This is a genomic window from Citricoccus sp. CH26A (assembly GCF_000224415.1).
In the GTDB taxonomy this organism is placed as follows: domain Bacteria; phylum Actinomycetota; class Actinomycetes; order Actinomycetales; family Micrococcaceae; genus Citricoccus.
This window is the reverse complement of record NZ_AFXQ01000009.1, coordinates 94,543-121,046: the sequence shown is the minus strand read 5'-3', so window position 1 is coordinate 121,046 and position 26,504 is coordinate 94,543. Positions and strand designations below refer to the sequence as shown.

Annotated in this window: 23 protein-coding genes; 17 read left to right on the top strand and 6 right to left on the bottom strand. The window is 69.1% G+C overall.

The genetic code is table 11. From position 1 onward, the window contains the following. Positions 1-11 precede the first annotated feature (11 nt). Complete coding sequence (locus CITRI_RS0107700; RefSeq protein ID WP_237709022.1) at positions 12-347, bottom strand: DUF6507 family protein; 336 nt, start codon at positions 345-347, stop codon at positions 12-14. 388 nt (positions 348-735) lie between these two features. Here CITRI_RS0107700 and aceA point away from each other — a divergent pair, with 388 nt between their 5' ends. The 3 genes from aceA (at position 736) to CITRI_RS20400 (ending at position 4,234) form a co-directional block, all read left to right on the top strand. Next, complete coding sequence (gene aceA / locus CITRI_RS0107695) at positions 736-2,031, top strand: isocitrate lyase (RefSeq protein ID WP_010144132.1); 1,296 nt, start codon at positions 736-738, stop codon at positions 2,029-2,031. A 231-nt stretch (positions 2,032-2,262) separates the two neighbouring features. Beyond that, positions 2,263-3,936 (top strand): malate synthase A, encoded by a 1,674-nt coding sequence (gene aceB / locus CITRI_RS0107690; RefSeq protein WP_010144131.1) that lies wholly within the window; start codon positions 2,263-2,265, stop codon positions 3,934-3,936. A gap of 163 nt (positions 3,937-4,099) precedes the next feature. Further along, the gene (locus CITRI_RS20400) at positions 4,100-4,234 is read left to right on the top strand and encodes a VOC family protein (RefSeq protein ID WP_255347882.1); all 135 of its coding nucleotides are present in this window, start codon (positions 4,100-4,102) and stop codon (positions 4,232-4,234) included. A gap of 151 nt (positions 4,235-4,385) precedes the next feature. On the opposite strand, the gene CITRI_RS18405 is transcribed toward CITRI_RS20400, so the two are convergent. Further along, positions 4,386-5,111 (bottom strand): GntR family transcriptional regulator, encoded by a 726-nt coding sequence (locus CITRI_RS18405; protein ID WP_010144129.1) that lies wholly within the window; start codon positions 5,109-5,111, stop codon positions 4,386-4,388. 288 nt (positions 5,112-5,399) lie between these two features. Here CITRI_RS18405 and CITRI_RS0107675 point away from each other — a divergent pair, with 288 nt between their 5' ends. From CITRI_RS0107675 to CITRI_RS0107645, 7 genes are all read left to right on the top strand, one after another. Next, positions 5,400-6,248 (top strand): alpha/beta hydrolase, encoded by an 849-nt coding sequence (locus tag CITRI_RS0107675; RefSeq protein ID WP_010144128.1) that lies wholly within the window; start codon positions 5,400-5,402, stop codon positions 6,246-6,248. Position 6,249: 1 nt separating this feature from the next. Beyond that, positions 6,250-7,857, top strand: a complete 1,608-nt coding sequence (locus CITRI_RS0107670; protein WP_010144127.1) for an NAD(P)/FAD-dependent oxidoreductase — start codon at positions 6,250-6,252, stop codon at positions 7,855-7,857. Positions 7,858-8,237: 380 nt separating this feature from the next. Further along, positions 8,238-9,254 carry a 2-phospho-L-lactate transferase gene (gene cofD, locus CITRI_RS0107665; RefSeq protein ID WP_010144125.1) on the top strand — a complete coding sequence of 339 codons (1,017 nt, stop codon included), beginning with the start codon at positions 8,238-8,240 and terminating at the stop codon, positions 9,252-9,254. 58 nt (positions 9,255-9,312) lie between these two features. Next, positions 9,313-11,991, top strand: a complete 2,679-nt coding sequence (locus tag CITRI_RS0107660) for a bifunctional FO biosynthesis protein CofGH (protein WP_010144124.1) — start codon at positions 9,313-9,315, stop codon at positions 11,989-11,991. A gap of 30 nt (positions 11,992-12,021) precedes the next feature. Then, positions 12,022-12,735 (top strand): 2-phospho-L-lactate guanylyltransferase, encoded by a 714-nt coding sequence (gene cofC, locus CITRI_RS16860; protein WP_010144123.1) that lies wholly within the window; start codon positions 12,022-12,024, stop codon positions 12,733-12,735. Continuing rightward, a complete protein-coding gene (locus CITRI_RS0107650; RefSeq protein ID WP_010144122.1) occupies positions 12,732-13,607 on the top strand; it encodes a coenzyme F420-0:L-glutamate ligase in 876 nt (291 codons plus the stop codon). Before cofC ends, CITRI_RS0107650 begins: the two co-directional genes overlap by 4 nt. Next, positions 13,604-14,923, top strand: a complete 1,320-nt coding sequence (locus tag CITRI_RS0107645) for an MFS transporter (RefSeq protein ID WP_010144121.1) — start codon at positions 13,604-13,606, stop codon at positions 14,921-14,923. The genes CITRI_RS0107650 and CITRI_RS0107645 overlap by 4 nt, the downstream gene beginning before the upstream one ends. Before the next feature lie 123 nt (positions 14,924-15,046). Here CITRI_RS0107645 and CITRI_RS0107640 read toward each other — a convergent pair whose 3' ends face one another. Next, positions 15,047-15,811, bottom strand: coding sequence for an SDR family NAD(P)-dependent oxidoreductase (locus CITRI_RS0107640; RefSeq protein WP_010144120.1), 765 nt, complete (start codon positions 15,809-15,811; stop codon positions 15,047-15,049). A gap of 168 nt (positions 15,812-15,979) precedes the next feature. Here CITRI_RS0107640 and CITRI_RS0107635 point away from each other — a divergent pair, with 168 nt between their 5' ends. Continuing rightward, positions 15,980-17,215 (top strand): CaiB/BaiF CoA-transferase family protein, encoded by a 1,236-nt coding sequence (locus CITRI_RS0107635; protein ID WP_029139133.1) that lies wholly within the window; start codon positions 15,980-15,982, stop codon positions 17,213-17,215. Then, positions 17,215-17,955, top strand: a complete 741-nt coding sequence (locus CITRI_RS0107630) for a FadR/GntR family transcriptional regulator (RefSeq protein ID WP_040386003.1) — start codon at positions 17,215-17,217, stop codon at positions 17,953-17,955. Before CITRI_RS0107635 ends, CITRI_RS0107630 begins: the two co-directional genes overlap by 1 nt. Before the next feature lie 136 nt (positions 17,956-18,091). On the opposite strand, the gene CITRI_RS0107625 is transcribed toward CITRI_RS0107630, so the two are convergent. Further along, positions 18,092-18,658 carry a nuclear transport factor 2 family protein gene (locus tag CITRI_RS0107625; RefSeq protein ID WP_010144117.1) on the bottom strand — a complete coding sequence of 189 codons (567 nt, stop codon included), beginning with the start codon at positions 18,656-18,658 and terminating at the stop codon, positions 18,092-18,094. A 184-nt stretch (positions 18,659-18,842) separates the two neighbouring features. Between CITRI_RS0107625 and CITRI_RS0107620 the strand changes: the two genes are divergently transcribed. From CITRI_RS0107620 to CITRI_RS16855, 5 genes are all read left to right on the top strand, one after another. Further along, a complete protein-coding gene (locus CITRI_RS0107620; protein WP_010144116.1) occupies positions 18,843-20,021 on the top strand; it encodes a thiolase family protein in 1,179 nt (392 codons plus the stop codon). A 22-nt stretch (positions 20,022-20,043) separates the two neighbouring features. Continuing rightward, positions 20,044-20,802 (top strand): SDR family NAD(P)-dependent oxidoreductase, encoded by a 759-nt coding sequence (locus CITRI_RS0107615; protein ID WP_010144115.1) that lies wholly within the window; start codon positions 20,044-20,046, stop codon positions 20,800-20,802. A 25-nt stretch (positions 20,803-20,827) separates the two neighbouring features. After that, positions 20,828-21,493 (top strand): NADPH-dependent F420 reductase, encoded by a 666-nt coding sequence (gene npdG / locus CITRI_RS0107610; RefSeq protein ID WP_010144114.1) that lies wholly within the window; start codon positions 20,828-20,830, stop codon positions 21,491-21,493. After that, positions 21,490-22,263, top strand: coding sequence for a crotonase/enoyl-CoA hydratase family protein (locus tag CITRI_RS0107605; RefSeq protein ID WP_010144112.1), 774 nt, complete (start codon positions 21,490-21,492; stop codon positions 22,261-22,263). Before npdG ends, CITRI_RS0107605 begins: the two co-directional genes overlap by 4 nt. A gap of 171 nt (positions 22,264-22,434) precedes the next feature. Further along, the gene (locus CITRI_RS16855) at positions 22,435-23,649 is read left to right on the top strand and encodes an MFS transporter (protein ID WP_010144111.1); all 1,215 of its coding nucleotides are present in this window, start codon (positions 22,435-22,437) and stop codon (positions 23,647-23,649) included. Between the two features lie 112 nt (positions 23,650-23,761). On the opposite strand, the gene CITRI_RS0107595 is transcribed toward CITRI_RS16855, so the two are convergent. Together CITRI_RS0107595 and CITRI_RS0107590 are read right to left on the bottom strand one after the other, a co-directional pair. After that, positions 23,762-25,429 (bottom strand): FAD-dependent oxidoreductase, encoded by a 1,668-nt coding sequence (locus tag CITRI_RS0107595; RefSeq protein WP_010144110.1) that lies wholly within the window; start codon positions 25,427-25,429, stop codon positions 23,762-23,764. 325 nt (positions 25,430-25,754) lie between these two features. Continuing rightward, positions 25,755-26,486, bottom strand: coding sequence for a FadR/GntR family transcriptional regulator (locus tag CITRI_RS0107590; protein ID WP_029139132.1), 732 nt, complete (start codon positions 26,484-26,486; stop codon positions 25,755-25,757). Between the last annotated feature and the right edge of the window lie 18 nt (positions 26,487-26,504).

Here is a 26,504-nt window from a genome sequence, read left to right as displayed (position 1 = left end):
GAGGTCGACACTCACTGGGCGTCCTCCCAGCTCGAGGGGACGTCCGAGATCTCGCGCCGCGCGTCCGCTGCCATCTGCTCGTTGCCGTCGATGAAGGCGTTCACCATCTTCTGGCCCTCGTTGACGATGTTGGCGCTGCGCCAATGGACCATCGTCGCCACGGGCGCGAGGTAGCCGTCGTGGACCTCCTGGAGGGCACCGGCGATCAGCGTGCTCTGGCACTCCGCCGCGGTGCCCTCCACGGCGGTGCGCAGATCGGTGATGAGCGCTTCGAACTCGCCGGCATGCGTGCGGGTCGCCGCTATGACGCCGTTGGCACCGTCCTCATCCACCTGGTAGTCAACCATGGTGTCCACCCTCCCATCCTCGGCACGGCCTCACCGGCCCCACGACCCTCGACAGTCTAGGAACTGTCCGCCCCGGCCGCGATGGGGAGTTCTCCCCATCCTCGTGCCGTGGCGCCGAGGGATCGGCCCACCCGGGCCCGGGGACGCCAGGCGGCACCCCGCCTTGTAGTCAATATCTGGCTTTCTTTGCCTCTCATGTACCCCGCAGGAACGCTGAGAAGCTCTCTTATCGCGAGATATCCTCTTTCTGACCATTGTGAAGATGGAGCGAAATTTTCAATGGATCTGCACCCCACGAGGGCTTGGGGCGGTCAAGACTGGTGGTCAACGAAGCGATCCACATCACTTCGACCGCCACAGTCCACACCCGACTCGCAGGAGAGCCGACATGGAACCGAACACCCCCGCATCCGCCGAACAGCTCCAGCACGACTGGGACCACAACCCCCGTTGGGCCAACACCGAGCGCACCTTCACCGCTGAGGACGTCGTCAAGCTGCGCGGCCGCGTCCAGGAGGAGCACACCCTGGCCCGCCGCGGTTCCGACAAGCTCTGGGAGCAGTTGACCAGCGAGCACGCCGAGGGCAAGTTCACCAACGCCCTGGGGGCCCTCACCGGCAACATGGCCGTCCAGCAGGTCAAGGCCGGCCTGCGCGCCATCTACCTCTCCGGCTGGCAGGTCGCCGCTGACGCGAACCTCTCCGGTCACACCTACCCGGACCAGTCCCTGTACCCGGCCAACTCCGTCCCGGCCGTGGTGCGCCGCATCAACAACGCCCTGATGCGCGCCGACCAGATCGAGTTCTCCGAGGGCGTCCAGACCGTCGAGGACTACCTGGTCCCGATCGTCGCCGATGCCGAGGCCGGTTTCGGCGGCCCGCTGAACGCCTACGAGCTGATGAAGGCCATGATCGCCGCCGGTGCCTCCGGCGTGCACTGGGAGGACCAGCTGGCCTCCGAGAAGAAGTGCGGTCACCTGGGCGGCAAGGTGCTGATCCCGACCGGTCAGCACATCCGCACCCTGAACGCCGCCCGCCTGGCCGCCGACGTCTCCGGCGTCAACTCGGTGGTGATCGCCCGTACCGACGCGGAGGCCGCCACCCTGATCACCTCCGACGTGGACGAGCGCGATGCCGAGTTCATCACCGGTGAGCGCACGCCAGAGGGCTTCTACAAGGTGCGCAACGGCATCGAGCCCTGCATCGCCCGCGCCAAGGCCTACGCCCCCTACTCCGACCTGATCTGGATGGAGACCGGCACCCCGGACCTGGAGATGGCCAAGAAGTTCGCGGAGGCCGTCAAGTCCGAGTTCCCGGACCAGATGCTCTCGTACAACTGCTCCCCGTCCTTCAACTGGAGGAAGAACCTGGACGACGAGACCATCGCCAAGTTCCAGCGCGAGCTGGGGGCCATGGGCTACACCTTCCAGTTCATCACCCTGGCCGGCTTCCACGCCCTGAACCACTCCATGTTCGACCTGGCCAAGGGCTACAACGAGCGCCAGATGTCCGCCTACGTGGAGCTGCAGGAGCGGGAGTTCGCCGACGAGGCCCGCGGTTACACCGCCACCAAGCACCAGCGCGAGGTCGGCACCGGGTACTTCGACGCCATCTCCACCGCGATCAACCCCGACAGCTCCACCACGGCGCTGGCCGGCTCCACCGAGGCCGGGCAGTTCCACTGATCCCCACCGCGGCCGGCCTCGAGCCGAGCTGACGCACCGGTGGCGGCCGGGCCCTCCCGGCCCGGCCGCCACCTGCTTTCCCCACCGGACCCGAACACCAGCCCGACGCCGGCACCCCACCGACAGGCGCCGTCGTCGCCCTCCTCTCCCCTCACCAGCCCGGGGCACAGCAACCACTTTTCCTCCGGCCCCCGCCTAGGGCGGAACGGCCACACTCCCAAGGAGACCACCATGTACCCCACCGACCAGCCCATCACCCTCAACGGCGTGACGATCACCGGACCCCACCTGCCGCGGCAGGAGGAGATCCTCACCCCGGATGCACTCGAGTTCCTGGCCGTGCTGCACCGTCGGTTCAACGGCCGCCGCGCCGAGCTGCTGGCCCGGCGACAGGAGACCCGCGAGCGCATCTCCCAGGGGTGGACCCCGGACTTCCTGCCCGAGACCCGTTCCATCCGTGAGGACGAGTCCTGGCGCGTCGCCCCGCTCTCGCCCGGGCTGAAGGACCGGCGGGTCGAGATCACCGGCCCGGTGGACCGCAAGATGACGATCAACGCGCTGAACTCCGGTGCGAAGTGCTGGCTGGCCGACTTCGAGGACTCCTCCTCACCCTCCTGGTGGAACATGCTCACCGGCCAGGTCAACCTTAAGGACGCCATCCGCCGCAAGATCGACTTCACCTCCCCGGAGGGCAAGGAGTACAAGCTCGGCGGCGTGCAGCTGGTGGACCGGCCGACCATCATCGTCCGCCCCCGGGGCTGGCACCTGGACGAGGACCACCTGATGGTGGACGGCGAGCCGATGTCCGGTTCGCTCGTGGACTTCGGCCTGTACTTCTTCCACAACGCCAAGGAGCTGCTGCGCCGCGGCGTCGGACCGTACTTCTACCTGCCCAAGACCGAGAACCACCTCGAGGCGCGGTTGTGGAACTGCGTGTTCGTGGTGGCCCAGGACCACCTCGGCATCCCGCAGGGCACCGTTCGCGCCACCGTGCTGATCGAGACGATCACCGCCGCGTTCGAGATGGAGGAGATCCTCTACCAGCTGCGCAACCACGCCGCCGGCCTGAACGCCGGACGCTGGGACTACATCTTCTCCATCATCAAGAACTTCCGGGACCGCGGCGAGGACTTCGTGCTGCCGGACCGGGCGGACGTGACGATGACGGCCCCCATGATGCGTTCCTACACCGACCAGCTGGTGCGCGCCTGCCACAAGCGCGGCGCCTCGGCCATCGGCGGCATGGCGGCCTTCATCCCGAACCGCCGTGACCCGGAGGCCAACGAGATGGCGCTGGCCAAGGTGCGCGAGGACAAGACCCGCGAGGCCCATGACGGCTTCGACGGCTCCTGGGTGGCCCACCCGGACCTGGTCCCGGTGGCCATGGAGGTCTTCGACGAGGTGCTGGGCGACCGCCGCAACCAGATCCGCTCCGCCAAGCGCGAGGACGTGACCCCGGACGCCCAGGGCCTGCTGGCCGTCTCCCAGACGCCCGGGGCGATCACCGAGAAGGGCGTGCGCACCAACATCGAGGTCGGCATCCGCTACGTGGAGTCCTGGCTGCGCGGCAACGGCGCGGCCGCCATCCACAACCTCATGGAGGACGCCGCCACCGCGGAGATCTCGCGATCCCAGATCTGGCAGTGGATCAACGCCGGTTCCACGGCACGGCTGTCCGACGGCGGCACCCGCACCGTGACCCGCGAGTGGGTCCGGGAACTGATGGACGAGGAGTTCGCGGCGATCGAACGCAGTGAGGGGGACCGCTTCGACGACGCGCTCGCCGTGTTCGCCGGCTCCGCCCTGGCCGAGGAGTTCCCGGACTTCCTGACCCTGCCGGCCTACCGGCAGTTCCTCTCGGCCAATGCCCCGGCGCGGCAGGAGATGGCGGGCGCCACCGCCTGACCCGACCCGGCACCCCCGACCCCGGCGACCGGCGGTCGGATCCGCCCCTCTGGACCCGTGATCATCGGGATCCGGAGGGGCGGATCCGGCCGCCGCTCCCCTGCCCGCGGGATGCGTCGTCGGACCGTGGCATGGCCCCCGGGCCGCGTCTACCCCGTGCGTCATGGACATGAAGATCGAGCTCGTGGCCCTGCCGGTCACCGAGGTCGACGAGCAGCCCTGGGGCCGTTTCGTCCACTTCGCCGATCCGGACGGGAACGCCTGGTCCCTGCAGCAGATGCCGCCGACGAGGGCCTGAGAGGGCCTCGAACCTGCTGCCTCGACGTCTCAGCCGGCGCCGTACCCGCAGGTGCCCCCGATGAGGGATGCTCGAAGGTCACGTGCCCACGTGGCGCCCATAGACGGGAGTCACTGCCAGCGGGCGCCCCGGGAACGGACGGCCGACAACGTCAGGAACGGACCTCTCCCGCTGCCTCCGGCGCCAGCCCTGCCCCCCGGGGCTCCGGGCGGATCTCGGCGTCTTGCGGCCGGTCCCCTGCCATGGTCGCCAGCAGTGCGCCCACGAACGTCCGAACTATGGATGATGCCCGCGCCGGGTCCTCCGTCAGGGCATCGGCAACGTCGAGGAAGGCCTGTCCCCACAATTCATAGAGATGCGCTGACGGATACAGACGAATGGCCCCCACCGACCGCCTCAAGACCGGCGCCGCCATCCGGCTGAGTTCACCGTGGGCGACCTGCCGGAGCAGTTCTGCCACCATGCGTTCGAATTTCGCCTCTGCTGTGGAACGATCTCCCGCGCCCAGCGTCTCAGCGAATTCCCGGCACGCGTCGGCCAACCCTTCCAGTTTCTCCGGATTCCCTGGCAACCGCTCGAAACCGGCCGCGAGCAGGATCCCGAGCACGTCCATCAGCTCTTGGGCGGTCTGCTGGGTCAAGACCGTGACCCGCCGCCTCTTGTTCGGCAGGACCTCGATGAGCCCCTCGGAGATGAGCACCGCAACCGACTCCCGCACCGGAGTGATACTGACCCCCAGGCGGGAGGCCAGCTCCGCGTCGCGGATGGGGGCCCCGGGCGCGAGCCGACCGCTCAGGATCTCGTCACGGAGCCTGCGTGACACTGCCTCGCCGAGGGTCGGAGGGGCATCGAATCCCTCGTCGATCTGAGGTGCCACCAATGCCTTCTTTCGCCCGGCGGGCCGGCCCTGCCTCCCGCTGCTCACTCCAGCATACGAGGCAAACCGGGCTGGGAAATCCACCCTTGATAACAATGCATCATGCATCTAATGTGGCGTGCACCACCTTCACGTGTGAGTCCCATCACATTGATGACAAGGAGAAGCCCCGTGGCACTAGACGAAGCAACCCTCCGGTTCCTCACTGCCGCCGCCCAGGCGGCTGGGCCGGACGCCGTACCCGCCTGGGAACAGACCCCCGAAGAAGCGCGCGCAGGAACGGCCGCGATGAACGAGATGTTCGGCGTCGGACCGGACATGGACCACACCGAGGATTTCGTCCTCACCGGCTGGGATGGCGGCACGTTCGAGGTCCGCGTGCACCGGCCCACCGCTGAACCCCATGCGGTGGTGGTCTACCTCCACGGGGGCGGCTGGGTACTCAGCGACATCGACGGCTTCGACACGCTGGGCCGGGAACTCGCGGCCCAGTCGGGGGCCACCGTGGTCCTCGTCAACTACCGCAAGGCTCCAGAGAGCCCCTTCCCAGCTGCGGTCGAGGATGCCTGGACGGCCATGAACTGGGCCGCCGGCCGCATCGGCGAGCTCGCCCGAGACGGCGCCCCGCTGTACGTCGCCGGGGACAGCGCCGGTGGGAACCTGAGCGCCGTGATGGCCCTGCGCAGCCGGGACCGAGGCGGCCCGGAGATTGCACGACAGTTCCTCATCTACCCGGTCACTGATGCCGACTTCACCCGTGCCAGCTACCTGGAGGAGGAGAACCAGACGCTGCTCCCGAAGGAGTTCATGGCCTGGTTCTGGGACCACTACCTCGCCGACCACGACCAGCGCAGCAACATGGAGGCCAGCCCGCTGCGCGCCGAGGACCTCTCCGGCGTCGCACCGGCCTTCCTCGTGACAGCCGCGCACGACGTACTGCGCGACGAGGGTGAAGCCTATGCCGATCGGCTCCGGGAGGCGGGCGTCGACGTCGAGTCCTACCGCTGGCCGGGCCAGATGCACGGATTCTTCAGCATGGTCAACGTGCTGCCGGCCAGCGCCGAGGTCCTGGCCCTGGTGGCCCAGTCCATCCGCAACCCCGCCGGCCAGAAGACCAACCAGAAGCAGGAGGCCTGAAATGCGTGCACCTGAGCGAGTCGATGCGGTCATCATCGGAGCCGGGTTCTCCGGCCTGTACATGCTGAAGAGGCTGCGCGAACGCGGACTCGAGGCGGTCGTGCTCGAACGCGGCGACGACGTCGGGGGCACCTGGTACTGGAACCGCTACCCTGGCGCCCGCTGCGATGTGGAGAGCCCCTACTATTCCTTCTCCTTCGACCCGGAGCTGGAGCAGGAGTGGGAGTGGACGGAACGCTACCCGGCGCAGCCCGAGTTGCAGGCCTACATGAGCCACGTCGCCGATCGGTACGACCTGCGCCGTGACATCCGGTTCGAGACCACCGTGGGCTCCGCGGTCTTCGACGATGCGGCCCGCGAGTGGGAGGTCACCTCCAGCGGCCCCCAGGGCGAACAGGTGACCCGTGCGCGCTTCTGCATCATGGCCACCGGCTGCCTGTCCTCGAGCCGCAACCCGGACATCGAGGGCCTTGAGGACTTCACCGGAGAGGTCTACCACACGGGCGAGTGGCCCCAGGGCGGGGTCGACTTCACCGGCAAGCGCGTCGGCGTGATCGGCACCGGCTCCTCGGGCATCCAGGCGATCCCTGAGATCGCCAAGCAGGCCAGCCACCTGACGGTCTTCCAGCGGACGCCGAATTTCAGCGTCCCCGCACTCAACGGCCCACTCGACCCCGAGTTCTGGGCCGACGTGAAGGCCAACTACCGCGATGTGCGCAAGCGCGCCCGCAGTACGCCTACGGGCATGCCCTTCCCCCCGGGGTCGGAATCAGCCCTGGACGTCGGCGATGCGCGCGTCCAAGAGGTCTTCGACGAGCACTGGACACTGGGTGGATTCCGGATCGGCGCATGCTTCTCCGACCTCGGCATCTCGCGCGAGGCCAATGACAAGCTTGCCGACTACATCCGGGGCAAGATCGATACGATCGTCGAGGATCCAGCAACGGCCGAGAAGCTGAAGCCCCGCGACTACCCCGTCGGGGCCAAGCGCATCTGCGTGGACACGGACTATTACGCGACGTTCAACCTGCCCCATGTCGACCTCGTCGACGTGCGCGCGAATCCGATCTCGCGGATCACCCCCGAAGGCGTGGCCACGGGACAGGAAGAGTACGCCATGGATGTCCTGGTGTTCGCCACCGGGTACGACGCGATGACCGGCTCCCTGTCGAGGATCGACATCCGTGGACGCGATGGGAGGTCCCTGCGGGACCACTGGGCGGCCGGCCCCAAGACGTACCTGGGCCTCAGCGTGGCGGGCTTCCCCAACATGTTCTCCGTTGCCGGCCCGGGCAGCCCGAGCGTGCTGACGAACATGGTCACCGCGATCGAGCTGCACGTGGAGTGGATCGACGAGCATATCGCATACCTCTGCCAGAACGGACTGGAGACATCCGAAGCGCTCCCGGAGTTCGAGGACGAGTGGGTCCAGCACGTCAACGACGTGGCGGACATGACACTGATGAAGCAGGCCAACTCCTGGTACCTCGGGGCCAATGTGCCGGGCAAGCCGAGGGTCTTCATGCCGTACGCGGGGGGGCTGACCGCCTACACCCAGCGGTGTGACCAGGTGGCCGAGCAGGGCTACCACGGCTTCCAGCTGGCCTGACCCTTCCCGGCGGCCGGTGTCAGGGTCGATCCCCGGCTCCGGCTGCCGGCGCGGCCTGGGACGACGGGCAGCCGGAACGCCGAACGCATCGGAGGGTGATCCATCTCACGCAACCCCCTGGGTAGAGGCCTCGCCCGCATCCCCACTGCGGGCAGGGATTCGGCGTCTCCGCGGGCCGCACCGCCCCTGAAGAACACGGGCCGCCGCGGGCCCCGATGCCGCCATGGGAGCCACCTCCTGGACACCCCTGCCCCGATGGATGCGCATATGATAATAATGGAATTCATCAATAGACGACGGTGGTTCTGACGCTCGTCACGAGCGTCGGCCGGTCGGTGAACACACCACCCGACGGGTGGGCATGAAAGGCGTGGCTACGGATGACGGCGATCGCAGTGCTGGCCGGTGGTGTCGGAGGCGCCCGGTTCGTCCGCGGCCTGCTTCACCATGAGAGGGCCCAGGAGACGACGCCGGCCGGGAGGACCCGGACCCACGTGCGCGTCATCGCCAACACCGGTGATGACATGTGGCTCAACGGACTGCGCGTCTGCCCGGATCTCGACACGCTGATGTACACCCTCGGCGGTGGCATATCCGAGGACCAGGGATGGGGTCGCAATGGGGAGACCCGCAGGACGTCCGCGGAGATCTCCGCCTACGGGCGGGGCTGGGACTGGTTCACCCTCGGCGACCTGGACCTCGCCACCCACGTCGTCCGCACTGACCTGCTCCGCCAGGGATCGACGCTCACCGAGGTCACGGAGTTTCTCTGCCGCCGCTGGCAGCCTGGCGTGGAACTCCTCCCCATGAGCGACGACGCGGTGGAGACCCATGTCCGACTGACCCAGGACATCGATGAACACCCGGCCGGGAGCCTCATCCATTTCGAGGAATGGTGGGTCAGGTATCGTGCGGCGGTGCCCGCCGGCGAATTCGTGCAGGTGGGCCTGGACACGGCCCAGGCAACGGAGCAGGTCATCGAGGCCATCCTCTCGGCCGACGTCGTCGTCCTCCCGCCGTCCAACCCCGTCGTGTCCGTGGGAACCATCCTGGCGGTTCCCGGAGTCCGCGAAGCCCTGGGCCGGACGTTGGCACCCGTCGTGGGCATTTCCCCGATCATCGGCGGAGCGGCCGTGCACGGCATGGCGGATCAGTGCCTGGAGGCCATCGGCGTCCCCTCCACCGCGTTGGATGTCGCACTCCACTACGGTGCGCGGCGTGACGGCGGTGTCCTGGACGCCTGGCTCGTGGACACCACCGACGCATCGGCGGTGGCACCGCTCGACGAGGCGGGCATCCGGGCGGCAGCGGTCCCGTTGTGGATGACGGATGTGCCGGCAACCGCAGACATGGTCGCAGCGGCCCTCGATCTCGTCCGCCTGCCCGCCCCCTCCTGATCCCTGCCCGCACCGCCCGTCCCCAACATCCCGATCCGTCACCCTGGAGGTCCTGACCTTGTCTCCCACCGAAACCTTCATCCCCAACGAGAGCGCGCTGCGCCGTGCCGTGCGCCGCGCCGAGGACGGCGTCACGCTCGACGCCCTGGAGGCACAGACGCTCCTGCACGCCCGCGGCGAGCACCTCGACCGGCTGCTGACCGCGGCGAGCCGGGTCCGGGACGCCGGGCTGTTGGAGGCCGGGCGCCCGGGCGTCATCACCTACTCGAAGAAGGTCTTCGTGCCGGTGACCCACCTGTGCCGCGACCGCTGCCACTACTGCACCTTCGCGCAGACGCCGGGCCAACTGCAGAAGGCCGGCAAGCCCCTGTTCCTGTCCCCGGACGAGATCCTCGACGTCGCACGCCGGGGCGCGGCCATGGGTTGCAAGGAGGCGCTCTTCACCCTGGGCGACCGGCCCGAGGACCGCTGGCCCGCTGCGCGGGAGTGGCTCGACGCCCATGGTTATGACTCCACCCTCGACTACGTGCGCGCGATGGCCATCAGGGTCCTCGAGGAGACCGGGCTGCTGCCGCACCTCAACCCGGGCGTCATGAGCTGGGAGGAGATCCAGCGGCTCAAGCCGGTGGCGCCGTCCATGGGAATGATGCTGGAGACGACGTCCAGCCGGTTGTTCTCGGAGAAGGGCGGCCCCCACTTCGGTTCCCCCGACAAGGACCCGGCCCTGCGGCTGCGGGTCATCGAGGACGCCGGCCGCTCCAACGTCCCGTTCACCACGGGAATCCTGCTCGGCATCGGGGAGACCTATGCCGATCGCATCGATTCCATCTTCGCGATCCGGGCCGCGGCCCGACGCCACGGGCACATCCAGGAGGTGATCGTCCAGAACTTCCGGGCCAAGGACGCGACCGCCATGATGGGTTCCCCCGACCTGGCCACCGAGGAGTACACGGCCGCCGTCGCCGTCACCCGGATGTTGATGGGGCCCAAGGCCCGCATCCAGGTCCCTCCCAATCTCACGGACGAACACGAACTGGGCCTGTTGGTTCGCGCCGGAATCGACGACTGGGGCGGAGTCAGCCCCCTCACCGTTGACCACGTCAACCCGGAGCGGCCCTGGCCACAGCTCGATGACCTGGCCCGGCTCACCGCCGAGAGCGGATTCGAGCTGAGGGAAAGGCTGACCGCACACCCGCACTATGTCCGCGCCGGAGAGCCCTGGATCGATCCGCGCGTCCAGCCTCACGTGCGGGCGCTGGCCGCGCCGGACGGCCTGGCCGTGGAGGACGCGAAGCCGACAGGGCATCCCTGGCAGGAACCGGACCCGGACTGGGCCACGGCGGGGACCGGTCGCGTCAACCTGCACACGGAGATCGACACGACCGGACGCACAGCGGACCGGCGGGGCGACTTCGATGCGGTCTACGGGGACTGGGAGGCCCTGCGCGAGGAGGCGTCATCGTCCGCCGGGTCGGTGTCGCAGGCGGGCCGAGCCGGGTCCGCCGATGTCCGTGCCGCGCTGGGACGTGCGGAGATCGATCCCGCCGGGCTCTCTGACGCCGACTACCTGACCCTGCTCAGTGCCGAGGGCCCCGAGCTGGAAGCCCTCGCCCACCTGGCGGACCAGGTCCGTGAACAGGCCGTCGGCAAGGGCGTCGGCTACGTCGTCAACCGGAACATCAACTTCACCAATGTCTGCTACACCGGGTGCCGCTTCTGCGCCTTCGCCCAGCGACGGACCGATGCCGATGCCTACACGCTGTCGATGGCGCAGGTCGGTGACCGCGTCGACGAGGCATGGGCCATCGGCGCCACCGAGATCTGCATGCAGGGCGGCATCCATCCCGACCTGCCCGGCACCGCATACTTCGACCTCGCTCGTGAGGTCAAGAGGCGTCGACCGGACATCCACCTGCACGCCTTCAGCCCGATGGAGATCGTCAACGGTGCAGCCCGGACCGGTCTGTCTTTCAAGGAGTTCCTGTCGGAGGCCAAGGACGCCGGCCTGGACACCATCCCGGGCACGGCCGCGGAGATCCTCGACGACGACGTCCGGTGGCTCCTGACCAAGGGCAAGCTACCGGCGTCGGCCTGGATCGAGATCGTCACGACGGCCCATCGGCTGGGCATCCGCTCGAGCGCCACCATGATGTACGGACATGTGGACAACCCCTCCCACTGGGTTGGCCACCTGCGGACGCTCTCCCGGATCCAGGACGAGACGGGAGGCTTCACGGAGTTCGTCCTGCTGCCCTTCATCCATACGAACGCACCGGTCTACCTGGCGGGGGTCGCCCGCCCCGGGCCGACCCTGCAGGAGAACCGGGCCATCCACGCGGTCTCCCGGTTGATGCTGCACGGGCGGATCGACCATGTCCAGACCTCCTGGGTGAAGCTCGGCACCGAGGGCACGCGCCTGATGCTGGAGGGTGGTGCCGACGACCTCGGTGGGACCCTCATGGAGGAGACCATCAGCCGCATGGCCGGCGCGGACAACGGGTCAGAGAAGACGGTCACCGAGCTCGAGGCCATGATCCGGGAGGCCGGCCGCACGCCCTGGCAACGAACGACGACCTACGGCGTCCCCTCCTCGGAACGGCTCGCCACCGCTGCACTGCATGCAGACACGGGGTTCGCCGCCACGGGCAAGTCGCTCTCGGTGTCCCCGGAGGAGGCCGACGGCGGTCGCGTCCCCTCGACCAGGGTCCCGGTCTCCATCGGGGTGAGGCCCGCCTAGCGCGGGCCTGGTCCTGGAAAGGAACAGATCATGCTGGGTCGAACGTCCGCTCACGTCAGCGCCTCGTGGACCGTTGTGGTGCCCTTCAAGGGCGGCTCCATGGCCAAGAGCCGGCTCGGCCACGCGAGCGAGGGAAGACCGGGGTTACACCCTGAGCAGCGCAGGCGGCTGGCCCTGGCATTCCTCCGGGACACCGTCGTGGCGGCCAGGGCCGCCGAAGAGGTCGGTCGGGTGGTCGTGGTCTCCGCAGATCCGGCCGTACACACCATGCTGCCCGGGGTCACCGTGGTGGCAGACCCCCAGCGCGGGCTGAATGCCGCTGTCGAGGCCGGCCTCGCCTGGGCCAGGGACCATCATCCCGTTCCGGTCGCTGCTCTCACGGGCGATCTGCCCTGCCTGTCGCCCCGCGACCTCTCGGCGGCCCTGGACCTTGCCCGCAGAGTCTCGCTGGGACTGGTACCCGACAAGGAGGGCAGTGGCTCGACGTTGATCACGGCGGCACCCGGGGCCGGGATTACCCCCCGTTTCGGCCCCGGGTCGAGCCAGGCGCACCGCCGCGCAGGGCACGCGGTGCTGCCCGTACGCGCAGACTCCTCGCTCCGCCAGGACGTCGACACCGTCTCCGACCTCCACCGGGCGCTGGAGCGCGGTGCCGGCCTGGCCACTGAGTTCGCGGCGCTGCAGTGGCACGCCGACCGGACGCCCCGGACCCGTCCCTTCCACGGCACGAGGAGGACAGCATGACCGCCCTGTCGATCACCGCCCTCGGCGGCATCCCCGAGGTCCGGCCCGGCGACGACCTGGCCACGCTCATCGGGGACGCTGCCGCCGCATCACCTGAAGGCCTCCGCACCGGGGACATCCTGGTCGTGACCAGCAAGATCGTCTCCAAGGCAGAGGGACGGCAGGTCCGCGCCGCCGACCGCGAAGAGGCCATCACCGCGGAGACCGTCCGGCTGGTGGCCAGCCGAACCCACCCGGGGGGCCGTACCCGGATCGTGGAGAACCGCCTCGGATTGGTGCTCGCCGCCGCGGGGGTGGACAACAGCAACACCCCCGACGGCACGGTCCTCCTACTGCCCGAGGACCCGGATGGTTCGGCCCGGCATCTCTGCGCGTCGCTCCGCACCCGCTTCGGTATCGCCGTCGGCGTCATCCTCTCCGACACCCTCGGCCGGCCCTGGCGAGACGGCCAGACGGACGCAGCGATCGGGGCAGCTGGCTTGAAGGTGCTCGAGGACTACCGTGGCACCCAGGACACCCACGGAAACCTGCTGTCGGCCTCGGCCGCGGCGGTCGCTGATGAGATCGCCGGAGCAGCCGACCTAGTCAAGGGCAAGGCCACGGGCCGGCCCGTAGCGCTGGTCCGTGGCCTCGGGCACCTGGTCCTGCCCGACGTCGACCCGTCCCGCCCCATGGCGACGGCCCGCGACCTGGTACGCCCCGCCGAGAACGACATGTTCCGGCTCGGCAGCGCGGAGGCCTACGACCTGGGATTCGCCGCCGGCCTGGCGGCGGCCGCCCCCCGGTCGGACGACGCTCGGGAGAACACTCACGAGACGCTCGGTGCCGCTGATCCGTTCACGTGCATGATGTCGAAAGGAACAACGCCATGACCGTCCTGTCCGGCACCGAGGCCCTCGCGAGCCCCGTCCAGACCGCATCGAGGAAGGAGATCCGGCGCATCGTCAGCGGCGGCGTGGCGGGCCAGGTCGTCGAGTTCTACGACTACGCCCTCTATGGGCTCCTGGCCGCCACGATCGCCCGCCTCTTCTTCCCCTCGGACGACCCGGCGATGGGCATCCTGTCCGCCTTCGCGGTCTTCGGCGTCGCCAACCTGATGCGCCCCCTGGGAGGCCTCGTCCTCGGACCGCTCGGGGACCGGGTCGGGCGGCGGACGGTCCTGGTCATATCGGTGACGGCCATCTCTCTGGCCACCTTCCTCGTGGGCGTCCTGCCGACCGAGGTCGCGATCGGTGTGGCCGCCCCCGTCATGCTGGTACTGCTGCGCCTGGTCCAGGGCTTCTCCGCCGGCGGTGAGGTCATCTCCGTGGTCACCTACATCGCCGAGCACTCCCCCGCACACCGCCGGGGGTTCTACACCGCGTTCCTCCAGAGTGGCGCGACCTTCTCCTTCCTGCTGGCCTCCGCCGTCGTCCTCGGGGTCACCGCCCTCGCACCGGGAGAGGCCTTCGACGCCTGGGGCTGGCGCATTCCCTTCCTCCTGGCCCTGCCTCTTGGCGGTGTGGCCATCTACCTTCGGCTGAAGCTGGAGGAGAGCCCGGTGTTCATCAAGCTCCGGCGCGAAGGGGAGTTGTCGCAGCGACCGCTGCGCGAGGCCATCAGGGAGACACCGTGGGTCATCGTCCAGGGGACGGCCGTGGTCGCCCTGACGTTCTCCGCGAACTTCGTCTTCCTCTCCTACTTCCCGACGTACCTGGGAGCTCAGGGGTTCTCCGGCCAGGAGTCATTCCTGGCCACCACCATCGGCCTCGGGCTGAGCGTCGTCCTGCACCCCGTGGTCGGCTGGCTCTCCGACCGCGTGGGCCGGAAGGAGGTGGCCGTCGGTTCAGCCGTGTTCTTCCTGGTCCTGAGCTATCCGCTGTTCGTCCTGCTGTCATCCGGTTCGCTCGCCCTGGTCATCCTGGCACTAGGGCTCATGGCGATCGGCCTCGGAGGCGCCGTGGCGGTCGTCATCTGCTTCTTCACCGAGTTCACCTCATCGCGGACCAGGATGGCGACGTTCGCCGTCGGCTACAACATCGGCGGAGCCGTCTTCGGCGGGACCGCGCTGTTCCTCGTCCAGTTGCTGACGATGAGCACCGGTGACCCGCGCTCCCCGGCGTACTTCCTCATGGGCGCCGCCCTGGTCACGTTGCTGGCCCTGCTGAGCATCCGGCGGTACGCGCGGCCTGGTGAGCCCCTGGACTGACCTGCTCGACCGGGCGGGCACGGGCCCCGGGTGTGATCGGCGAGGCGGACGCCGGGCCCGCAGGCATGAAGGGACCCTGTTCCGGACGCCAGGTCCGGAACAGGGCCCCGGGGCGCCCGAAGGCTAGGGCTGGCCGCCGTCCACGGAGATGATCGCCCCCGTCGTGTAGCTGGATGCATCGCTGGCCAGGTAGAGAGCGGTGCCGACGACCTCCTCGGGTTCGCCGCCTCGGCGCAAGGCGAACGTCTCCGCGCGGCGGCCGAAGGCCTCCTCGTCCCAGGACTTGCTCACGTCGGTCCGGAACGTGCCCGCCATGATGGCGTTGCAACGGACCGAGGGCCCGAAGGTGTGGGCCAGCCCGATGGTGAGCGCGTTGAGGCCGGCCTTGGCGGCCGCATAGGGCAGGACGTGCGGCTTGGGATGCACCGCGGCCGCACTGGAGATGTTGATGATGGATCCACCGTCACCGGCGGCCATCCGGGTCCCGACCAGGGCCGCCAGCCGGAACGGCCCCTTCAGGTTGACGTCGACGACCTTGTCGAAGAGCTGCTCGCTCACGGTGTCGACGGAGTCGTAGAGCGGGGACATCCCCGCATTGTTGATGAGGATGTCGATCTTCCCGAATGCCTCGTAGCATTCGTCGACCAACGGTTCCAGGTCGTCCCAGCGACCCACGTGGACACCGAAGCCGGCAGCCCGGCGGCCCGTCTCCGCCTCGATCTCCCGGGCGAACTCCTCGCAGGCCTCGCCATTGCGGCTGGCGATGATGATGTCCGCCCCAGCGCGGGCCAGTCCCAGCGCCATGGCGCGTCCCAGCCCGCGGCTGCCCCCCGTCACGAGCGCCACGCGCCCGGTCAGGTCGAATTCCTTGAAACTGTCGGTCTGCACGGTTTCCCCTAACTCCAGTGGATCATTGCCGAGGCCCGGCGCACGCTGCACCCGGACCGGCCTCGGCCCCGGCACCGTCCGCCCCTGTCGAACCGATGGCCAGTCTGGTAATCTCTTATCATTATTACTACCTATAGCGTAGCACTCAAGAAAGAGGGTGAGGTTGCCATGGAACAGCCCAAGTCAGAATCCCGATCATTGCTCGATGGCGTGCGGGTCGTGGAATTGGGATCGATGTACGCCGCCCCCACCGCCGGGCGCATGCTGCGCGACTTCGGAGCGGAGGTCATCAAGGTCGAGGACCCGGTCAACGGTGACATGGCCCGGCAGTGGCAACCACAGAAGGACGGGCTGGCCCTGGGATTCGCCCGCCTGAATTCCGGTAAGCGCTCGGTCGGCATCGACCTGCGCCAGCCGGAGGGACGCGAGCTGGCCCTCGAGCTCATCCGCGGTGCGGATGTCGTGATCGAGTCGTTCCGCCCGGGCCGGCTCGAGGCGTGGGGCATGGGGTACGACGTCCTGGCCGAGGTCAATCCGCGACTGGTCCTGACCCGGGTCAGCGGCTTCGGCCAGAGCGGTCCCTACAGTGGCCGCCCCGGCTTCGGCACCGTGGCGGAGACAGCCAGCGGATATGCGTTCCTCAACGGCTGGCCGGACACCCCTCCGACCTCTCCTCCGTTCGGCTTTGCCGACTCGATCGCCGGCATCTCGGCCGCCTTCGGCACCGCCATGGCCCTGTACCGCCGGGAGATCAGCGGCGTCGGCTCCGAGGTGGACGTGGCCCTCTATGAACCGCTGATGTTCATCCTCGGCGACGCGTTGCTCAACTACACCTCCAACGGCGTCATCATGACCCGGGTGGGCAACACCTCCGGCTCGGCCTCTCCTCGCGGGATCTACCAGTCCGGCGATGGAGGGTGGCTGTCCATCGCCGCCTCCGCGCAGACGATCGCCATGCGCCTCTTCGACGCCATGGGCCGGCCGGACCTGAAGACGGATGAACGGTTCTCCACCAATCCCGCCCGCATGGAGAACAACGACGAGCTCCAGGAGATCGTCAAGGGCTGGGTCGGCTCCATGCCCCGCCAGCAGGTGCTCGCCGTGCTGGAGGAGTACGAGGTCGTCGCGGCTCCGGTGAACGACTCCAGCGACATCGTCCAGGACCCACACTTCCTGGAGCGCACCCTGGTCGAACTGTCGGGAACGGTGCTGGGCAACGCCACGATGACCGGCCCCATCCTGCACGTTGCAGGCACCCCCCGGCCGTCCTACCACGGCGTCCCGGCGGTCGGGGAACACACGGCCACGATCCTCGCCGATGAGCTGGGCGTGGAGACGGACACCCTGGACAGACTCGCAGCCGGGGGCGTCATCGCCCACGATGTCACCGCCAAGGCCTCGTGATGCCCGATTCATCCATGCGCCCGCAGAAGACCGCCATGCTGGTCGCCCAGCGGATCGTTGCCGACATCCAGCGCGGCGGCAATACCGTGGGCGACCGGCTTCCCCCGGAACGGGCCATGCTGGAGCACTACCAGATCGGGCGCGGGACGCTCCGGGAGTCCCTGCGGTTCCTGGAGCTCCAAGGGGTGATCGCCCTCAAGCCGGGGCCGGGCGGTGGGCCCGTGGTTCAGCAGCCGGACGCCACGGGACTCGCCACCGCCCTGACGCTGCTCCTGCAGTTCGAGAACGCTCCCTTCCGCACCATCGCCGAGTCCCGCGCCGGCCTGGAACCGATGATGGCCCAGTTGGCGGCCACCAGGATGAGTGGCGATCAACTCGCGGACCTGGCCTACAGCGTGGAGCACATGGGGGAGAACCTCGGCGATGAAGCCACTTTCCTGGAGATGAACCGGCGGTTCCACGACACGATCGCCCACGGTTCCGGGAATGCGATGTTCGGCTACCTCGTGGAGTCGCTGCTGGGCATGCTCGACGGCAGCGCCATCGGCTTCGACTATCCCGAGCACCGGCGGGCGGCCGTGTACGAGGCGCATTCCAGCATCTACCAGGCGATCGCTGCCCGGGACCCCGTGACCGCGGCCGCGGCCATGCACGAGCACATTGCGGCCTACACCCGGTACGCGGAACGGAAGTTCCCCGAGCTGCTGGACACTCCAGTCTCCTGGACCGCCCGCATCTAGGAGCCCGCTCGGGCGGGGCGCCGGCCGGCGCCCCGCCCCCAGGGCCCCGCCGTCGTCGTGCGGTCCTGCACGTCCGACACGACGACGGCGGCTCACCGGGAGCGGGGCCGGATCACCCCGCCGTCCGACGGCAGCATCACCACAGGTACTTCTTGAGCCAGGCGCTCCCCTGCTCCGAGTACAGCGACTCCGGCCAGTCGGACGGCCGGTGGTCACCGTAGGCCCGGACGCTGTTCCGGTCGCCCAGCCCCTCGGCGTACTCGGTGACGGGCAGGTAGTACATGTAGGACATCAGGCGGTCGGCGATCCGCCAGCGGCCGTCCACCCGACGGTAGGTGTCCTTGTAGCGGAGGGCGACCTGCATCGCCACCTCGTTCCGCGAGACCTCCGCGTGGGAGGCAAGCAGGCCGAAGGCGACGTCGGGATCGTCGGCCTGGAACCGCACCACGTGGCCGTGGCTGTAGTGGTTCGTGGGACCCAGGGCCTTGAACCGACCCAGGTACGTCTCCACGATCTCGTCGATCCCCGAGGCCGCGAACACCCCGTCCTGGGAGCGCAGGGTGGCGTCCTCCGTGAAGATCTGGCGGATCCCGTCCTCGTCGCGCTCATCCATGATGAACCCGTACAGGACCGCGAGCTCTTGGATTTCGGCCCGGTCGGCGAGCTGCCGGACCCGGTCGTCTACCGCGATGGTGCTGGGCATCTTGTCACTCCTTGTCCGGGCCGCCCTTCGGGGCCCCTGCTGACTACGATATGTTGAATATAACAATCATCATGGATTATGGACACGCCCCTCAGCGGGCCGGGAGGTCACACGATGACATCCCCTGGCGACCCATTGCGGGCAAGATGACAATCATGATAAGCAATATGCAGGAGGTTCATCCATGACTACCGACGCCTTGATCGCTGACGCGCTACGCACCCCCACCGGCCGCGGCCGCGCCGGCGGCGCACTGGCCGAGATCCACCCCGTGGACCTCCTGGCCCAGGCGCTGACCGCCCTGGTGGACCGCACGGGCATCGACCCCGGAGAGGTCGACGACGTGCTCATCGGCTGCGTCTCGCAGACCGGGGAGCAATCCGCGACACCCGGGCGCATGGCCTGGCTGGCCGCCGGATTCCCGGCGCACGTCCCGTCGACCACCATCGACCGCAAGTGCGGCTCGTCACAGCAGGCGGTGCACTTCGCCGCGCAGGGCATCATGTCCGGAACCTATGACCTGGTGATCGCCGGCGGGATCGAGTCCATGAGCCGCGTGCCCATGGGCTCCGCCCGCGCCGGGGCCGATCCCTTCGGCCCGTCGGTCACGGCCCGTTACTCCCCGGGGCTGGTCTCCCAGGGCGTCGCCGCGGAACTGGTCGCCGCCAAGTACGGCATCGCCCGGACGGCGCAGGACGAGTACGCCGCCCGGTCCCACCACCTGGCCGCTGCCGCCGCCCCGTGCTTCGAACGGGAGATCGTTCCGGTGACGGCCCCGGACGGGACCGTGGTCAACCGGGACGAGACCCCACGACCCGGCACCACCGTGGAGCGCCTGGCCACCCTCAACCCGGTCTTCGAGACGCCAGAGCTCAGCGGGCGGTTCCCCGAGGTCACCTGGTCGGTGACCGCCGGCAACGCCTCCCAGATCTCCGACGCCGCCAGCCTCGTGCTGATGGTCAGCGAGCGCAAGGCACGGGAGCTGGGCTTGCGGCCCCGTGCACGGATCCATGCCATGACGGCCGTCGGTGACGATCCTCTGCTGATGCTCACCGCTCCCATCCCGGCTACGGAGAAGATCCTCGAGCGGTCGTCCATGCGGCTGGAGGAGATGGACCACGTCGAGGTCAATGAGGCCTTCGCCCCGGTCCCCCTCGCCTGGCAGCAGCACTTCGACGCCGATCCTGCGAAGCTCAATCCCCGCGGAGGGGCGATCGCCCTCGGACATCCGCTCGGCGCCTCGGGGACCCGGTTGCTCACCACGATGCTGCACGCCCTGGAGGACAACGATCACCGCTTCGGCCTCCAGCTCATGTGCGAGGCCGGCGGCATGGCCAACGCCACCATCATCGAACGACTCTGAACGACTCGTCAGGAGAACAAACATGGATATCAACGGAGCATCCGTCGTCGTCACCGGAGGTGCGTCCGGCCTCGGCCAGGCGACGGTCCGGCGCCTGATCCAGGACGGGGCGAGGGTCGTCATCCTGGACCTTCCCTCGTCCCGTGGCGAGGAGGTCGCCGCGGAGCTCGGCGCCACCTTCGCGCCCGCCGACGTCACCGACCCGGACAGCGTCAACGCGGCCCTGGACGCCGCGGAGGACCAGGCGCCGCTCCGCGCCCTGGTCCACTGCGCCGGTCGCGGCGGGGCAGTCCGCCTCGTCGACCGCGATGGCAACCCGGGCTCGCTGGAAGACTACGAGGGCGTCGTCCGGACGAACCTCATCGGCACGTTCAACGTCCTGCGCCTGGCGGCGGCCCGCATGGCGAAGAACGACGTGGTGGACGGCGAGCGCGGCGTCTGCGTCCTCACGGCCTCCGTCGCCGCCTACGAGGGCCAGATCGGCCAGATCCCCTACGCCTCGGCCAAGGCCGGCATCGTCGGCATGACGCTGGTGGCCGCCCGTGACCTCGCGAGCAAGGGCATCCGGGTGATGACCATCGCCCCGGGCCTGTTCGACACGCCCATCCTGGCCAGGCTGCCGGAGAACGTGCGTGACTCCCTGGCCCAGAGCATCCCTCATCCGAGCCGTCTGGGCGTCCCGGAGGAGTACGCGGACCTGGCCCAGCACATCATCTCCAACCCCATGCTCAACGGGGAGACCATCCGACTCGACGGAGCCATCCGGATGGCACCGCGCTGAGCACGAGACAGATAGAGGACACGTCATGTACAGAATTGCAGTCATCGGCGGCACGGGACCCCAGGGGCGCGGCCTGGCCTACCGCATGGCGCTGGCCGGCCACACGGTCACCATCGGCTCACGCGATGCCGGCAGGGCCGCTGAGAAGGCCGAGGAGATCGCCGCGAAGGTCGGGAACGGAGCAGTGATCAGCGGGACGGACAACGCGTCCGCGGCCGCCGACGCCGACGTGGTGATCCTGGCGGTCCCCTGGGACGGCCACGCGGAACTGGTCACGTCACTGGCCCCGTCCCTCAGCGGCAAGACCGTGATCAGCTGCGTGAACCCGCTGGCCTTCGACGAGCACGGCCCCTACGGCCTCACCCTCGAGGAGAGCGCAGCGGAGGAGGCGCAGCGACTCGCTCCGGAGGCCGCCGTCGTCGGCTCGTTCCACCACGTGGCGGCGCTGACCCTGTGGAAGACGGACGGCCCGATCAGCCACGAGGACGTCCTGGTCTGTGGTGACGACCAGGACGCGAAGGACCTGGTCATGGACCTGGCCCCTGCCGTCACCGGCAAGCGCGGCATCGATGCCGGCGCCCTGCGGCTGGCCCGCCAGTTGGAGCCGCTCACCGCCGTGCTGATCAACATCAACAAGAAGTACAAGACCCGGTCCGGAGTGGCCGTCACCGGAGTGGGAGGGAAGGCATGAGCCGCGAGGACCGGCCACTGATCATCGAGGAACGCGGACGGATCCTGGTCCTCACGCTGAACCGCCCCCACGCCCGCAACGCGATGTCCCTGCAGTTGTCCGAGGAGCTCGCCGAGGCCTTTGACCGGCTCGACAGCCGTCCGGACCTGAGCCTGGGCGTCATCACGGGAGGCGGCGGGACCTTCTGCGCGGGCATGGACCTCAAGGGGTTCGCCCGGGGCGAGATCCCCATCGTGCCCGACCGCGGCTTCGCCGGGTTGGTGCAGCGTCCGCCGCGCAAGCCGCTCATCGCGGCCGTTGAGGGCTATGCCCTGGGTGGGGGGTTCGAGATCGCCCTGGCGTGCGACCTGATCGTCACCGCCACCAATGCCACCTTCGGGCTGCCCGAGGTCAAGCGCGGGCTCACCGCCAACGCCGGAGGTCTCCTGCGCCTCGCCCAGCGCATCCCCTATCACGTGGCCATGGAGCTCGTCCTGACCGGCCGCATGCTCCCGGCAGAGGAGGCGGGGGAACTGCACCTCGTCAACCGCGTCGCCGAACCGGGTGCCGCACTCGACGTGGCGCTCGAGCTGGCCGAAGAGGTCGCCGGCAACGCACCGCTGGCGCTGGCCACGTCCAAGCAGGTCATGATCGAGTCGGCCGACTGGCCGCTCGCGGAGAAGTTCGCCCTCCAGCACGAGTACGTCGATCCGATCCGAAAGTCCAACGATGCCGCGGAGGGGGCTCGCGCCTTCGCCGAGAAACGTCCTCCCGTCTGGACGGGCAGCTGACGCATATCACCTCGTCCCCCACGGGACCCGACCGCGCCGCGCACCGCGAGGACGCCGGCGCATGAGGCCCAGGAGGCTGCAGTGAGTGGTGGTACGGCCACACGAAGCGATCCGCCGGCGACCCGTCTGCTGTGGGCGGGCCGGGGGCTCGCGCTCCTCGGCATCATTCTGGTGGCCATCAACCTCCGGACTGCCGTCACGGCCGTGTCGGCCATCGTCACGCAGATCAGTGCCGACGTCGCCCTGAGTGACGTCGCCCTGGGGACCATCGGCATGCTGCCCCCGCTCATGCTGGCCGCCGGGGGGCTCGTGGGTCCGGTCCTCACGCGCTGGATCAGCCTCGAGACCGGCCTGGTCATCTCCCTCGTGGTGATGGTCGCCGGCCACCTGATGCGTGCCGGGGCGGACACCTTCCCGGTACTCCTCGTCAGCAGCATCGTGGCGATGCTCGGGATGGGCGTGGGCAACGTCCTGCTGCCGGCCCTGGTGAAGAAGTACTTCCCGGACCGGATCGCGGTGATGACCAGCATCTACGCCATGCTGTTCTCCGTCAGCACGGCGATCCCCGGCGCGGTGTCGCCGATGGTCGCCGATGCCGCCGGTTGGCGAACGGCCCTGCTGCTGTGGGGCGTCGTCGCCGCGGTCGCCGTCCCGCCGTGGCTGGCCCTCCTGCTCCGGAGCAGGAGGGTATCGAGCACCGAGGAGGCAGGGAACGATGCCGTCGTCGGCGGGCCCACGCGGGCCGGGCTGTGGCGCTCCCGGACGGCGTGGGGCCTGCTGCTGATGTACGGGCTGAGCTCCCTCAACGGATACGCGATGCTCGCGTGGCTGCCGGAGATCCTGCGGGACACTGCCGGCGTGACGGCCGTCGATGCCGGCATCCTGTTGTCCGGCTACGCCGTGACCGCCGGTCCCCTGGCGCTCATCGTGCCGGCCATCGCCCTCCGGATGAGCAATCCCGGTGTCCTGAGCTATGTCGGTGCCGTCACCTTCATCGCGGGTTATCTCGGCCTCATGCTCTGCCCGGAGTTCCTGACGCCGCTGTGGGTCCTCACCGCCGCGCTGGGTACCGGGCTCTTCCCGGTGATGCTGGCGCTGATCAATGCGCGGACCCGGACCCCGGCCATGACCGCCTCCCTCAGCGGCTTCGTACAGGGCCAGGGTGCCCTGGTCTCGGTGGCAGGTCCGCCGGTGGTGGGGATCTTGCGGGACTGGACGGGCAGCTGGACGGCCCCCTTCGTGTTCCTGATCGTCACGGCGGCCGGCATCGCGCTGTCGGGGATCCTGCTTCGCAGCCCCCGGCTCGTTGACGACGAGCTTGCCGAGCTCACCGGACGGGACGAGCGCCGCCGGGCGATGTCGGTGTCCGCCGGCCAGAGTCGCTAGGTCTCCGCGGTCGCGGCGGCAGCCGGCCGTCGACGAGACGCGGAGGCCTGCCAGGGATCTCCAGGCCGGTCCCCGCGAGCGCTTCCTCCGGGCCTGGATCCTCCGACGGCCCTCAGACCGCCGCGGCGGCCGCCACGGCCTTCTCGTCCCCCGTGGTCGCGCGGCGCCCGGCGGTGCGCCCGGCCAGGTAACCGAAGACCAACGCGGGCCCCAGGGTGCCGCCGGCGCCCCCATAGACCATCCCCGTCGGTCCGGCCATCACGTTACCGGCGGCGAAGAGTCCGGGGATCACCTCACCGTCGACGTCCAGGACCTCCGATCGGACGGTGGTCCGAGGTCCGCCCTTGGTGCCCAGCGTACTGCTGTGCAGCTGGACGGCATAGAAGGGTCCCCGCTCCAGTGTGCCGAACGTCGACTCCGGGCCCGGATAGGCGGTCCTGTCGCCGACGAAGCCGTCGAAGGCGCTCTCGCCGCGGCGGAAGTCAGGATCGACTCCCCGCCGAGCGTGCCCGTTCCATCGGTCGACTGTAGCCTCGAGGGCGCCGTCCGGAAGGCCCAGCCTCTCCGCCAGCCCCGCCAGGGTGTCGGCCCGGGTCACCCAGTCCGGCATCGCCTCACCCGGTGCGCGACCGAATCCTCCGAAGCGTTCCACCATGTTCTCGTCGAAGACCACCCAGCAGGGCAGGTTCCGGTAGTCGAACGAGGTGGGGTCCAGTTCGTGCAGGGCTCCGCCCATCGCGTTGTAGTTCGTGGCCTCGTTCGTGAAGCGCTTTCCTTCTCGATTGACCATGATCGAATGCGGGACGGTGCGTTCCCGCTGGACGAGGTACACCGGCCGTGACCCATCCGGCCGTTCTCCGGGAAGGGTGCAGACGGGCGCCCACCACGCCTCGCGCATGTTGCCGAGGGCGGCCCCGGCGCGCATGGCCATCCGCAGGCCGTCCCCCGTGTTCGTCGGCACGCTCGCCGGGTGATCCAGCGGGCCGCGCAGGAAGTCGCGGGCCAGGGCCCGGTCCCACTCGAAACCCCCGGTGGCGAGGACGACGCCGTGCTGGGCCGCCACGCTGTGGGCCCCCTCGGGACCATCGAAGACCACACCGCGGACCTCCCCGTCCTCGATGCGCAGACGGGTGGCCCGTTCCCGGACATGGACCTCGACGCCCCTCTCCAGGCAGCCCTGCAGGAGGGCGGCGACCATGGCCCGCCCGAGCCCCTCGACCTGCTCGGCCTCTCGTTCTCGTGCCACGTCCTCCGGGAGGAACCCGGTGCCGCCGCCGATCGGTGTCTCGCCCACCACCATGCGGCGCGGCGTCCCCTCCAGGCGCTCGGCCCATGCGCCGATGCCCTGGAGCGAGAACAGCCGCGGTTCCAGCGACCTGCCGCCACCGGGCTTCCCTCCCGGCTGCTCCGGATGGTAATCGGGATACCGCTCCACGAGGGACAGCTTGAGCGGCGTGGTGTCCAGCCACTCCAGGAGTTCCGGGACGGTGTCCACGAAGGCCTCCGCGAGCTCGGGGATGATCATCCCGTTGGACAGGGAGGCGAGATAGGACAGGGCCTCCTCGCGCGAGTCCTGCACCCCCGCCTCCCGCGCGTAGCGGTTATCGGGCAGCCAGGCCACGGCGCTGGACAGGCACGTGGTCCCCCCGAGCACCTCGGCCTTCTCGAAGATGCCCACCCTGGCCCCGGCGTCGGCCGCCGCCAGTGCGGCGACCAGCCCCGCCGCCCCACTGCCGAGGACCACCACGTCGTAGTTTCCGGCACTTACCCTGTTCTCCATGCGTCATCTCCCTTGTTCCGAGCACTCCGAGGCGGGGCCGGGCCCCGTGACGATCACTCCTCCGGGACGACTCGGCCGTTTCGTGAGGGAGCCGGCGAAACCGCGCCGGTGGGTTGAACGCACCGCGGGATCCCCGAGCGCGGGGAGGACGGTGAGGTCCCGGACGCGGTGACGACTCCCATCCCTCCATCGGCCGGCACTCCACACCGGATGGTGATGCATGTCACCCTTGACGGTAACGCAGTGCGCCTAACAGAACAATGGTTATATGAGATTGGCCGCCCCTCGTTGCCCCAGGGCGCGGAACATGATCCCCGATGTCCGCCTACAGGGTCCAGGAGATGGGGGCGTTCAGCACCTCGGGGAACTTCCGCTGGACATAGTTCGCATACTCCAGGATGTGCTGGTGCATGGCGTCCGCGGCGGCCTCCGAGTCCCGCGCCGCCAGCGCCTCATAGATCGCGGCGTGCGCCTTGTGGACGGCCTTGCGTCGATGCGGGGGGTAGTCCACGCCGATCGCCGTTCCGTCCAGCATGTGCAGCAGGGTGTCGATGAGGTGACCGAAGAGGGCGTTGCCTGAGCTGTGGGCGATGAGGTCGTGGAACCGCTGGTTCATCTCCAGGAACACGTCCTCGTCGTTGAGGCTCTCCTGCATCTGGTCCACGCTGTACTTGAGGTCCGCCAGCTGCTCGTCGCCCATGCGCGTGGCGGCGAGCCGGGCGATCATCGGCTCCAGGGCCGTCCGGGCCTCGGTGATGGTCCGGTACGGGGCGTTCTCGAACTGCAGCAACAGGGTCAGGGCCGTGGCGAGGCCGCTGCCGTCCGGCTGCTGGACGATCGGCCCGCCACCGGGACCCGGCTTGAGCACGATGATGCCCTGGAGCTCGAGGAACCGCAGCGACTCACGCAACGTGCCACGGCCGATGTTGTACTCCTCCAACATGACCCGCTCAGGGGGCAGGTGGTCCCCCACCTTGTTCCCCCGGCGCTGGATGTCGGCGACGATGCGCTGCGCCACCAGGACAGCAGTCTTCTGGGGCCTCAGTGAAGCCTCCATGGATTCCCTCCAGACACG